The sequence below is a fragment of the Macrococcus equipercicus genome (assembly GCF_024205945.1).
Lineage (GTDB): Bacteria > Bacillota > Bacilli > Staphylococcales > Staphylococcaceae > Macrococcus > Macrococcus equipercicus.
The window spans coordinates 983334-996535 of sequence record NZ_CP073809.1 but is presented as its reverse complement, the minus strand read 5'-3'; the positions used below and the strand labels follow the sequence as shown (position 1 = coordinate 996535).

The window sequence follows — 13202 nt, the reverse complement described above, 5'->3', positions numbered from 1 at the left end:
TCCCCCTAAAAAAATTGAGACTCTGCCTACATATAATGTATTCAAAGTCTCATTTCTCTGCTTAATTATTAACTTGTATTAACTATAACATAATAATGTCAGATGTTCTAATATTATGCTTAGCGTTTCGGTTTGAACACTTGTGTCGCTTTGACGGCCTGCTGCCATCCTGAGTACAGCTGTTCACGAGATTCGCTGTCCATCTCTGGTGTGAACTCACGGTCAAGCTTCCAGCGTGTTTCAATCTCATCTTTAGATTCCCAGAAACCGACTGCAAGTCCGGCAAGATATGCGGCACCAAGTGCAGTCGTTTCATTGACTTCAGGACGCTGGACCGGCACATCCATAATATCGGACTGGAACTGCATGAGGAAGTTGTTTTTAACAGCGCCACCGTCCACCCGTAAATTCTTAAGCTGAATGCCTGAGTCTTTCTCCATCGCATCCAGGACGTCACGCGTCTGGTAGGCGAGTGACTCAAGCGTTGCACGGATGAAGTGCTCTTTCTCTGTGCCGCGCGTAATGCCGAATACTGCACCGCGTGCTTCAGAATCCCAGTACGGTGTACCGAGACCGACAAAGGCAGGGACGACATACACCCCTTCAGTCGATTGAACACGAACAGCGTAGTCCTCGGATTTCGCGGAATCGTTGAACATGCGCAGCCCGTCACGCAGCCATTGTATCGCACTGCCTGCTACAAAGATTGAACCTTCAAGTGCATAGAACACTTTACCGTCGATACCGCAGGCAAGCGTTGTCAGCAGACCGCTGTCAGATTTCACTGCTTTCTCACCTGTATGCATCAGCATGAAGCAGCCTGTGCCGTACGTATTTTTTGCCTGACCCGCTGTGAAGCAGGACTGACCGAACAAGGCTGCCTGCTGGTCACCGGCGATCCCTGCGACGGGTACTTCCTGACCGAAGAAATGATGCTTCACAGTATGACCATAGACTTCACTAGACGGTTTCACTTCAGGCAGCATGGATTTAGGCACGGTCAAATACTCAAGCAGCTGCTCATCCCACTTCAGCTCATAGATATTGTACATTAATGTCCGGCTCGCATTCGTATAGTCCGTGACGTGAATCGCACCGCCTGTCAATTTCCAGACAAGCCATGTGTCTATCGTCCCGAATAACAGATCGCCGCGCTCCGCTTTTTCCCGTGCGCCTTCAACATTGTCAAGAATCCATTTGACTTTTGTGCCGGAGAAATAAGGATCAAGCAGCAGTCCTGTCTTATCGCGGAACTCCTGCTCCAGCCCCTGTTCTTTCAAGTCGTTACAGATGTCCTGCGTCTGACGGGACTGCCAGACAATGGCATGGTAGATCGGACGGTCTGTCGTCTTATCCCAGACGACTGCGGTTTCACGCTGATTCGTAATACCGATGCCGGCAATCTGGCTGGCATTGATGTTCGATTCGGTCAGTACGGAAGCGAGCACCGCAAGTGTCGTTGACCAGATCTCGTTGGCATCATGCTCCACCCATCCTGACTGCGGAAAATACTGCTTGAACTCTCTCTGTGAGACGCCGACGACCTGACCTTCCTTGTCAAAAATCATCGCCCGAGTGCTTGTTGTTCCCTGGTCAATTGATAAAATATATTTCTCCATCCATAATCTCCTCCTACATTAATTTGGCTTCTTCGCCTTTAAGCACTGCTTTGTTCAACAAGACACCGAGCAGCAGTGTCAGCAGTGTCACTACTAACGATACCCATCCTATCAAATTAATCTCACCCTTGAACAGCAGATGATAAAGCGTGGCACCAAGCATACTGCCGGCAATCGGACCGAGCACCGGCACAATCGCATATTTCCAGTTTGAGAAGCCTTTATTCGGAATCGGCAGCAGTGCATGCGCAATACGCGGACCAAGGTCACGGGCAGGGTTGATCGCATAACCTGTCGTTCCACCAAGACTAAGACCAATCGCAATAATCAATGCCCCGACAATTATAGGATTCAAACCATCCGTGAACTTGTTGGCACCGATGAACAGCAGACCCATCATCAGAATCATTGTCCCAAGAATCTCAGAAATAAAGTTGGCGACAAAGTTCGGATAGACAGGACCTGTAGAAAATACACCAAGCTTCGCTCCCGGATCTTCTTCGTCAGCAAAATGCGGCATATAATGAATCCAGACAAGCACTGCACCGATAAACGCTCCAATCATCTGCGCGAGAATATACATCGGCACTTTACTCCACGGAAACGCACCGTCGACAGCAAGTCCGATCGTCACTGCAGGATTCAAATGAGCGCTTGTGATCTGCCCGACGGCATACACACCCATGACAACTGCAAGCCCCCAGCCGACTGCTACAACAATCCAGTCACTGCCTTTTCCAAGGGCGCCTTTTAGATTGACGTTCGCAACAACTCCGCCGCCGAAAAGAATCAAAATGGCCGTGCCTACTAATTCAGCTAAAAATTCACTCATCTCATCTACTCCTTCATATAGTATGCCAATAAACAGGAAAAACCACTATTCATAATCAATAGATTAAAAATAATGGTCTCAAGTCTCGTCCGATTTATTAACTTAACCTCATGTTAACTGTTTTTGCAAACGCTGTCAAATCATTCTTTTATGGCTTCGGTTCATAGTGCTCCCAGAGTGGTCTGTGACTTGTCGTAATAAGCTCTGCACCGTGAGCTATAGCCGCTTCTACTTCTTCGACCGTCTCTATTAAACCACCCGCTATAATCGGTTTATCGGTCTTTGCCTTCACTTGATTGATGACTTTTGATGCGATGCCGGGCATCACTTCGACGAAATCAGGAGCCGCCTGCTGAATGAGCAAGAAGCTGCGCTGCAGTGCACTTGTATCAAGGATAAAGACCCGCAGCACTGTCTTGACACCGAGATGATTCGCTTTTTTCACAAGTTTCGGCTTCGTCGTGATGATACCGGCCGGCTTATACTTCTGGACGATATATTCGACTGCTGCTTCATCGGTCGACAGCCCTTTAATAAGGTCCAGATGAATATAAGCCTTCTTATCTGCTGATTTCAGCAAGTTCAATATGTTCGTCAAGTGACCGATATGTGTATCGAGAATAACACAAGTGTCGTAATTCATCGTGTTGAACCGTTCTATATCTTTTATTTCCCGTATTGCCGGTAAAATCATTACATCACCCGCTTAAATAGTTTTTCCAGGTCGTAGCCCGTGAATTGGATGGTGATCGGTCTGCCGTGCGGACAAGTATACGGCTCGGAAGTGAAACTGAGCTCCTCAATCAGCCGCGCCATATCGGCATGTCTTAAATAATGATTGGCTTTAATCGATTTCTTGCAGCTCATCATGATCGCCGTGTCCTCCCTGAATTTATTCAGGTCGACCGACTGATGATTCAAGCAGTAATCGATAATATCCTTGATCGTCTCTTCAGCATTCGCTGGAAACCATACCGGGACTTCCTGCACGATATAATCACTGCCGCCGAAGTTCTCAAGCACAATACCTACGGCGTTCAGTTCGTCAAGATGACGGTTGATGCGCAGCGCTTCATCATTTGTGAATGTAAGTGTCAACGGAAGTAACAGCGGCTGCACATCATGCGTCACCTGCCCGATCCGCGTCTTGAAGTATTCATATTTAATCCGTTCCTGTGCAGCGTGCTGGTCAATCATATACATGCCTTCGTCGTTCTGCGCGATGATATAAGTCCCATGCACCTGTCCGACGACTTCCATGAAAGGCAGCTTACGCTCACGCGGCTGGGCAAGTGGCGTTTGTTCCAGCGGTGGTTGTTCCGGCAGAGGCTTATTGTCACGCTGGGTCACCGGCGTTTCCGGCAATGCTTCTCTGATCACTGCTTTCACTGCCGGCGGCTCGACTGCTGGATCAGCAATCAGCTGCTGGTCATAGCTGAATTTCTGCTGCTCAAACTTCTCCAGCACTTTGTTCTTTTTAACGTCTACTTGTGGAATCAGTGAGCGGCCGAGCAGTGCCTGCTTGATCAGCTGTTCTATCAGCGCCATCAAATCCGCTTCCTTCGACAGTCGCACTTCTTGCTTTGTCGGATGGACATTGACATCGACAAGCGCCGGGTCCATCTTAATATGGAGAGCGGCAATCGGATAACGGCCGATCGGCAGCAGCGTGTGATAGGCAGTCATCATGGCTTTTGTCAGCATGAAATTACGGATATAGCGGCCATTGATGAACAGCGAGATATAATGACGGTTCGCACGCGTGTGTTCTGGCTTCGCGACGAGACCGGTCACCTCGTAGTCTCCGGTCTGCCCTGTGATCTCTACTAAGTCACGGGCAATCTTCATGCCGTAAATCGATGCCATCACTTCAGCGAGTCTGCCGCTGCCTGTCGTCTGCAGCATCATTTTATCATCCGCATAGAACGTGAAGCGGATCTTTGGATGGCTCATCGCAAAGCGGTTCATCATATCCGTGATTTTGCCGAGCTCGGTATGCAGACTTTTGACGTACTTCAGCCTGGCCGGCGTATTATAGAACAGGTCGCTGACCGTAATCTCTGTTCCCTGCTTAGCACGTGTCAATGATTGTTCCATGCGGCCGCCTGCAACCGACAGCTGGTGACCGATCTTGCCGTCCGCACATGATTTCATGACGACTTTACTGACTGCAGAAATACTGGCGAGCGCTTCACCGCGGAAACCGAGCGTCCGTATATGAAATAAATCATGGTCACTGTTAATTTTACTTGTGGCATGACGGCCAAACGCAAGCGGCATATCCTCCTCCAGTATACCTGCACCGTTATCGCTGACCGTAATAGTCTGCAGACCCGCTTCAGTGACTTTCACCGTAATCTGGGTGCTGCCTGCATCGATTGCGTTCTCGACCAGTTCCTTGACGACAGAAGCAGGCCGTTCGACAACTTCTCCTGCGGCAATTTTATTGGCAAGCTGGATATCCAGCTCCTGAATGATGCCCATTAACGTCCACCTGCTTTATCCTGGAGTTCCTGCAGCTTAAGCAATGCTTCAATCGGTGTCATCCGTGCGATATCAAGGCGTGTCAATTCTTCTTCGACGCCTGAATCAAACAGCTGAAAAGCTGTCTGTTCATAGACCAGTGTTTCTTTGACGGACGGCTGCTCAAAGTGCGTGAGAATCTCACGTGCCCGGCTGATGACCGGTTCAGGCAGCTCCGCCAGCTGTGCGACGTGGATACCATAACTGTTCTCAACCGCGCCCGGCATCACTTTATGCAGGAAGATCAGCTCCCCGTTGTATTCCTTCGCTGCCACGTGAATATTGTTCAACCCGCTGAGCGTCCCGTCCAGCTGCACGAGTTCATGGTAATGCGTCGAGAACAATGTCTTCGCCTGAATGTGATCATGAACGTATTCAATCATCGCCTGGGCGAGACTGATACCGTCGTATGTCGAAGTGCCCCGCCCGATCTCATCAAAGATGATCAGACTGTTTTTTGTGGCATTGTTCAGCGCATTTCTAGCTTCCAGCATCTCCACCATAAATGTACTCTGGCCGGACACTAAGTCATCTGCTGCACCGATCCGTGTGAAGATCTGGTCGAAAATCGGCAGCTCTGCCCGGCTGCACGGGACAAATGAACCCATCTGTGCCATCACACTGATGAGCGCAACCTGCCGCATATAAGTACTTTTACCTGACATATTCGGTCCTGTAATCAGATAGATGAAGGCATTATCATGCAGTTCGCAGTCATTCGGTACATAGTCCTCACGGTTCATTACCTGCTCGACGACCGGATGACGCGCATCACTTAAATTCAACATACGCTCGTCTGAGAACTCCGGCCGCACATAGTCATTTTTCTGTGAGACTTCGCTGAAATTCTGCAGCACATCAAGCACCGCTATTCTTTTAGCTGCTGCCTGCAGAAGCGTCAAGTAGGACTTCAGCGTCTCTCTCAACGTGACAAACAGCTCATATTCCAGGTCAACCGCTTTTTCTTCAGCACCGAGAATGAGTGCCTCTTTTTCTTTCAGCGACTCTGTGACGAAACGTTCTGCATTCGATAATGTCTGCTTGCGTGTATAACCGAAGCGGTCCGCATCAAACTGATGCAGATTCGCTTTTGAGATTTCAATATAATAGCCGAACACTTTGTTGTAGGCGACTTTCAGTGAACGTATGCCTGTTTTATCGCGCTCCTGCTGCTGCAGTTCACTCAGCCACAGCTTCCCGTCTTTAGAAGCCGCCCGGTAATGGTCCAGCTGCTCATTGAATCCGGCCTTGAAGACCCCGCCTTCTTTAATCGACTGCGGTGCCTCTTCATTCAGCCCGTCAAGAAGCGTGACAATATGAGCCAGCTCATCAGCCGGAATCTGCTCGATATCGAGGCGGCTCAGGAGCTCATTCAATACCGGCAGCTGCTCCAGCGAATATTTCAGCTGGACCAGGTCCTTCGCGTTGACGTTACCATAGCTGATGCGGCCGACAAGCCGCTCGATGTCATAAACGTCGTTCAGCGCCTGGCGCAGTTCATCCCGTTCCAAGAAATGCGCATTGAATAGTTCCACATGATTCAATCGGTCGTCAATCTGACTTTTACTGATCAGCGGCCGTTCAATCCATTCTTTCAGCAGGCGATGGCCCATCGGTGTTTTTGTCTCATTAAAAATGGACAGCAGCGTGCCTTTTCGTGTTTTCAGCCGGATGCTTTCTGTCAGTTCAAGATTGCGCTTCGCATAAAAATCAAGCCGCATATAATCAACCGCGTGATAATACACCGCCGGCTCAATATGAGCGAGGTTCCGTTTCTGTGTCATCGTCACATAATCGAACAAGAGATGGACTGCAGGCTGGAGCGTTTTCTCTAACTGTCCGGCCTGCTCGGGTAAGTCCGTTGACAGCTGGTCGTGCACTGACAGGACAGTCGTCACTGCCTTTATTTTCGCAGTCAGCGCATGACTGAACGGTTCAGCAGTAATGATCTCGCTTGGTTTCACTGCTGCCAGTTCATTGAAGAATGTCTCTTCATCGCACAGCGTCACTTTCAGTTCTCCCGTGGATACATCACAATAAGCAATATTAAAATGCTCTGCGAGAGAGACAGCCATCAAATAGTTATGACTGTCTTCATCAAGTGATGTATCCATCACGGTGCCGGGTGTGATGATCTGCACGACTTCCCGTCTGACCATTCCTTTGACTTCGCGCGCATTCTCCATCTGTTCGCAGACCGCGACTTTATATCCTTTCTCAATCAGCCGTTCAATATAGCCGCGTGCTGAATGGTGCGGGACACCGCACATCGGTATCGGATTTTTCTTGTCACGGCGTGTCAGTGTGATTTCGAGCTCTCGTGCAGCGGTCAGTGCATCGTCATAAAACATTTCGTAAAAGTCACCAAGGCGGAAAAATAATATACTGTCCTGATGTTCTTCTTTCATCGCTAAATATTGTGCCATCATCGGCGTCGGTTTCATACACTTCAATCCTTTATAACTTAATAATGCCGCGTTGAATAATCAAGGGGACCCTCCATGTTCTCCTCCTGATGTAAAAAATAGCCGATTCATACTGAACCGGCTCATGTTTTAGTTTCCGCAGCCAGGTGCTGAATTCGCACGCTGCGCTCCTGTTTCTCCTGCTAAATAATCGCCACCGGTAGAAATCACAATCTCATCGGTGACGGTCTGACTGATTGCGTGTGACACCATCTGCAGCAATGAATTGACTTCTCCCTGCGCTTCTTTGAACTGATCGACAAGCGGCATCTCGTCCAGTTCCTTCTCGACGTTCTCGATTTTTGCCTCCACCATTGTCAACGCTTTTTCCTTGCCGTAATTCTCGAAGTTCACTGCCTGCTTCTGCAGTGATTTGAGCGATGCCATCTTCTCACGGACGGTCTGATTCTCATGAATCTGCGCTTCCGCACGTTTGAAGAAGTCCACCGCTTCTGTATTGGCCATCATATGACCGAGTTCTTTTGCTTTTGCTAAAATTTCATCATTTGTATACATCAATTTGCCACCTCTACTGGTTCTATTATTTCAATCAGTTCACCGTTCATTGAATAGCGTTTTGTTTCCGTCACGCGGACGCGGACAATCTTGCCGACAGCGTCAAGCGGCCCCGCAAAGTTGATGAGCTTGCTCTTATCAGTGTAGCCTGCTAAAATCGCATCGTTTTTCTTAGACGGGCCTTCGCACAGGACAAGCACTTCCTGTCCTAAGTAAGACGCGAGTTTATGCTCTGTATGATGCTCGACGACTTTGTTCAGGCGCTGCAGCCGGTCTTTCTTCTCACGCATCGGCACATTATCCTGCATGTTAGCGGCAGGCGTCCCTTCACGCGGTGAATATAAATAAGTATAGGCATGCTCGAAGCCGACGCGCTCATACAAATCTATTGTATCTAAAAACTGCTCTTCCGTCTCATTCGGATACCCGACAATAATGTCTGTCGTCAGCGCGACGTCCGGCAGTGCCCGGCGGATATCTTCAACAAGCTGCAGATAACTTTCCCGTGTATATTTACGGCCCATGATCTTCAGCACTTCGTTATTACCCGACTGCACCGGCAGATGAATGTGCGGCATAATATTACCGCCGCGGGCAATGACTTCAATCAGCCGGTCATCAAAGTCCCACGGGTGACTTGTCATAAAGCGCACGCGCGGAATATCAATCTTCTGGATGTCGGCCATTAAATCACCGAGCCCGTAGTCCAGCCCTTCGATGTCTTTACCGTACGCATTGACGTTCTGCCCGAGCAGGGTGATCTCCTGATAGCCCTGGCGTGCGAGGTCGCGCACTTCACTGATGATTTCCTGCGGCAGACGGCTGCGTTCCTTGCCCCGTGTAAACGGCACAATGCAGTAAGTACAGAACTTATCACAGCCGTACATAATATTGACCCATGCCTTAATCTTGCCGGTACGTACTTTCGGCAGATTTTCAATAACGTCCCCTTCTTTGGACCAGACTTCAACAACCATCGCCTTAGACATATAGGCTTCTTCCAGTATCGCGGGCAGCCGGTGTATGTTGTGCGTACCGAAGATCATATCGACATTCTGGTAAGATTTCATGATTTTGTTGACGACTGATTCTTCCTGGCTCATGCAGCCGCATACGCCGATCAAGACGTCCGGTTTTTCAAGCTTCAAATGTTTCAAGTGGCCGATCTCACCGAACACTTTGTTCTCTGCGTTCTCACGGATCGCACATGTGTTCAGCAGCACTACATCTGCCTCGTTGACATCATTAGTCGCGGTATATTCCAGTGCTTCAAGTATCCCGGCCATCACTTCTGTGTCATGCTCATTCATCTGACAGCCGTATGTACGGATGAAGAATTTACGGCCGCGGCCGAGACCTTTATATTTCTCTTCTATAGTAAAGTCATTATGATACTGAATACTTTCTTTGCCCCGCTTTTTGGCGTCTTTTAAATTCGGCGGCTGATAGACGTGCTCGAAATATTTGCTGTAGTCTTTTTCAGGCTGCTGCTCTGTCTGAGCTTCAGCGCCGGCTAATCTACTTTCTTCATTCATTAAAAACCCTCATTCCGCTTGTTAATCATCTATATAGTATATTACTAAACAGGCGTTTAATCAAAGGTTTTTAAGCTAGTCAAGCAGCTCGTCAAAGTCGGCATGAGCACTGTTGACCATGCTGTAGTAGATGCCGCGCTGTTCGAGCAGTTCTTCCTGATAACCCTGCTCAATGATTTCACCTTGCTGCAGCACGATGACTTTATCTGCTTTTTTGACGGTGTTCAAGCGGTGGGCAATGACGATGCTTGTCCGGCCGGCCATCAATCTGTCTATCGCTTGCTGCAGCTTCATCTCAGTCACCGTGTCGATGGAACTCGTCGCCTCATCAAGCAGTAGAATCGCCGGATCCAGTACAAGCGCCCGTGCAATGGCAAGCAGCTGCTTCTCACCTTGTGACAGGCTGGAATCCTCCCCTGCTATGACAGTGTCAAAGCCTTTATCCAGTCTGACAATAAAGTCATAGGCATTCGCATCTTTCGCTGCCTGAATGACTTCTTCATCGGTCGCATCCAGCTTGCCGTATTTAATGTTGTCAGCGATTGTGCCGTCAAACAGGAAAGGGTCCTGCAGCACGTAGGCGATCTGGCTGCGCAGCGTCTTCCGCGGGATATCCCGCACGGAAATACCGTCTATTAAAATATCACCGCTGTTAATATCATAGAAGCGGTTGAGGAGCTGGACGATTGTCGTCTTCCCGGCACCGGTAGCACCGACAAGCGCCACTGTCTCACCCGGCAGGACATCAAACGTAACATGATTGATGACATTTTTCTGCTGTTCCTCGTTATACTTGAACGTCACATCATTGAACGTGATGCTGCCATTGATCTGCAGGCTGCGGTTATCGTTATCAATATCCGGCTCTGCAGGTTCATCGAGGATGGAGAAGACCCGTTCCGCGCCGGCCAGTGCTGACAATACTTCATTGAACTGGTTGGCAAGGTCAGACAACGGCCGCGTGAACTGTCTCGCATATTCGGCGAAGATGACAATCGTACCGACCGTCACACCGTAGCCGTTCAATGCCAGCAGGCCGCCGACACCTGCAACAACCGCGAACGAAATATTGTTCAGCAAGTTCATGACTTTCGGGATAAAACTTGAGTACGTAATCGCCCAGAAGCCATTTTCACGCACGCTTCGATTCTTCTCTTCGAAGCCGCTGATCACCGCCTCTTCCTGCGAGAAGACTTTGACGACCTGCTGGCCGGAAATGATCTCTTCGATATAGGCGTTCATTTCGCCGAGCGCATGCTGCCGTTTTTTGTAGAGCGGTCCAGTCCGTCGTGTGATCCAACGTGTAGCGAAAAACATCAGCGGGATGATAAGCATCGTCAGGACGGTCAGCAGCGGACTGAGCATGAGCATGACAATAATTGTACCGACAAGTGTCACAACACTTGACGTGAACTGGATGAACGATGAGTTCAGCACTTTCGAGATGTTTTCTATATCATTGGTCATCCGGCTCATCAGTTCACCGTGCTGCCGCTTGTCAAAGAACGGAATACTCAGCGACTGCATGTGGCTGAACAGCTGCATCCGCAGTCTGTATATCGCTTTCTGTGCGATGTCGACCATGAAGTATGCAGCAAGATAAGTCAGTGCAGACAGGGCGATATAGACGGACATGAGCAGCAGCAGCTGGTTGAGCAAGCCGTCAAACTGTTGCGGAATAATTTTGTGGTCAATGATCTGACCGATGATATAAGGACCGATTAAACTGAGGAGCGACGTGATGATGACCAGGAGAATCACCGCAACGAGCAGCCACTTGCGGTCTTCCATCAGCTGCCATAATCTGTAGAGCGTCTGCTTCCAGTCTTCAGCCCGCTTGACTTTCTTCTTGGGCTTACGCTTTAAATCTTCAGCAGTCAATATTCTATCGTGCGAGAAAACGTCTTTAATCATGATCTGTCCCCTCCTGGCTGGCTACAATGTTCTGGTACAGCGTCGACTGCTGCAGCAGCTGTTCATGCGTACCGAGACCTTCCATCCGGCCATGGTCAAGCAGTAAAATCTGGTCGGCTGTCTTAGCGGTATGCACTTTCTGCGTGACGATGATGCGTGTCATTTGGAGCTCTTTCAATGCATCGAACAGCTGATTCTCTGTATGGATGTCCAGTGCTGACGTACTGTCGTCGAGTATTAATATCCCGGGCTTGCGGATCAAGGCCCGCGCAATCGCCAGCCGCTGTTTCTGGCCGCCGGACAAGTTGACGCCCTGCTGACCGACCCGAGTCTCATACTGCTGGTCAAAGCTCATGATAGATTCATGAATCTGCGCAAGCTGTGCCGCATCAGCGACTGCTTCAGTCGTCGCATCATTATCTCCCCAGCGTACATTATCATTGACGCTGCCCGTAAAGAGCACGGTCTTCTGCGGCACATAGCCGATATAATCGCGCAGCGCATTGACGTTCCAGTCATCGATGTTCCGGTCATCAATCGTGATGCTGCCGGACGTCGCCTGATACATCTTCGGAATCAGACTGAGCAGCGCTGACTTACCTGAGCCGGTCTGTCCCATAATGACGAATTTCTCGCCTTTATTCACGGTGAATGAGATATTTTCCAGCACATAGTCATTGGATGCCGGATACTTGAAGGACACACGGTCAAATATCACGTTGCCCGCAGTATGCGCTTCACCGGAATCGGCAGCCTCATAAGCTTCATCTGCAGGTGTCGTCAATATTTCACTCATGCGGTCAGCGCTTGCCTTAGCGCGGGAATAGCTGATGATGATAAAGGCAAACATCGAGAAGCCGCCCTGCATTCTGAGCGCATAGTTGATGATCGCGACTAGATGGCCGACCGCTATAGCATTGGCGCTGATGGCCGCTGCCCCGAACCAGATGACCGCAAGCAGTGACAAGTTCATGATGATCAGCAGCACCGGCATAATGCTCTCCATCAACCGCATCGCTTTTATTGTGTCTGTTTTAAGCGGTGTGGCGATCGTGTCGAACTTCTCGGTTTCGTACGGGCCGTTCAAGCTTGATTTGATGAGGCGTACGCCTTCTAAATTCTGCTGGATAAACCGGTTCAGCCCATCCATCCGCTGCTGAATGCGCAAAAAGATCTTCATCCCGGCTCGCGCTGTCACAAATAAGAAAATGGCAAGGAATGGCGTCCCGATGACCAGATAAACCGCAATGTCCGGCGCCACAACGAAGCTCATGATAATACTGCCGATGACCATGAGCGGTGCTTTCAGCATGATTCTGAGACTCATGAACAGCACCATTTCAGTCGCAATGACGTCACTCGTCAGCCGGGTGATGATGCTTGACGTTCTGAAGCGGTTCAATGTTTTGACGGAGAAATTCTGAATCCGCCGAAAAATGGCATTACGCAGATCATAGGAGAACATATGACAGACGTGCGCCGCTATGTAGGAATTGATGATACCTGACACAAATGCCGCTACACTGATAGCGACCATAATCAGTAAATACTTGCTGACATATGCCGTGTCGTTCTTTAATATGCCGTTGTCAATAATATGACTCATCAGCACAGGCGCATACAGGTCGACGCCAAGTTCAACGAACATCAGCAGCAGTGCACAGACAATCAGCCCTAAATAAGGCTTCGTAAACTTAAGGATAACTCTCATTTTATCACCGATCTTTCGTAATCCGATATATTTATTCATATTATGCCACATTACTTGTTAGGTGGGAATTTATAAATCTGTTGCTTA

At 49.2% G+C, this 13202-nt stretch carries 9 protein-coding genes; all 9 read right to left on the bottom strand.

Annotated features, from left to right (window positions below; genetic code table 11):
• Positions 1–119: 119 nt before the first annotated feature.
• A complete protein-coding gene (gene glpK, locus KFV11_RS05050; protein WP_149458808.1) occupies positions 120–1619 on the bottom strand; it encodes a glycerol kinase GlpK in 1500 nt (499 codons plus the stop codon).
• 13 nt (positions 1620–1632) lie between these two features.
• Positions 1633–2451 carry an MIP/aquaporin family protein gene (locus KFV11_RS05045; RefSeq protein WP_254250503.1) on the bottom strand — a complete coding sequence of 273 codons (819 nt, stop codon included), beginning with the start codon at positions 2449–2451 and terminating at the stop codon, positions 1633–1635.
• 148 nt (positions 2452–2599) lie between these two features.
• Positions 2600–3145 carry a glycerol-3-phosphate responsive antiterminator gene (locus KFV11_RS05040; protein WP_149458810.1) on the bottom strand — a complete coding sequence of 182 codons (546 nt, stop codon included), beginning with the start codon at positions 3143–3145 and terminating at the stop codon, positions 2600–2602.
• Positions 3145–4935: a DNA mismatch repair endonuclease MutL gene (mutL, locus tag KFV11_RS05035; RefSeq protein WP_254250502.1), complete on the bottom strand. Its 1791-nt coding sequence runs from the start codon at positions 4933–4935 to the stop codon at positions 3145–3147. Before mutL ends, KFV11_RS05040 begins: the two co-directional genes overlap by 1 nt.
• Positions 4935–7418, bottom strand: a complete 2484-nt coding sequence (gene mutS / locus KFV11_RS05030) for a DNA mismatch repair protein MutS (RefSeq protein ID WP_254250501.1) — start codon at positions 7416–7418, stop codon at positions 4935–4937. Before mutS ends, mutL begins: the two co-directional genes overlap by 1 nt.
• A gap of 111 nt (positions 7419–7529) precedes the next feature.
• The gene (locus KFV11_RS05025) at positions 7530–7955 is read right to left on the bottom strand and encodes a YlbF/YmcA family competence regulator (RefSeq protein WP_254250500.1); all 426 of its coding nucleotides are present in this window, start codon (positions 7953–7955) and stop codon (positions 7530–7532) included.
• On the bottom strand, positions 7955–9490 hold the full coding sequence (miaB, locus tag KFV11_RS05020) for a tRNA (N6-isopentenyl adenosine(37)-C2)-methylthiotransferase MiaB (RefSeq protein ID WP_149458814.1): 1536 nt from the start codon (positions 9488–9490) through the stop codon (positions 7955–7957). The genes KFV11_RS05025 and miaB overlap by 1 nt, the downstream gene beginning before the upstream one ends.
• 75 nt (positions 9491–9565) lie before the next feature.
• A complete protein-coding gene (locus KFV11_RS05015; RefSeq protein WP_254250499.1) occupies positions 9566–11404 on the bottom strand; it encodes an ABC transporter ATP-binding protein in 1839 nt (612 codons plus the stop codon).
• A complete protein-coding gene (locus KFV11_RS05010) occupies positions 11397–13154 on the bottom strand; it encodes an ABC transporter ATP-binding protein (protein ID WP_367305182.1) in 1758 nt (585 codons plus the stop codon). The genes KFV11_RS05015 and KFV11_RS05010 overlap by 8 nt, the downstream gene beginning before the upstream one ends.
• Positions 13155–13202 lie beyond the last annotated feature (48 nt).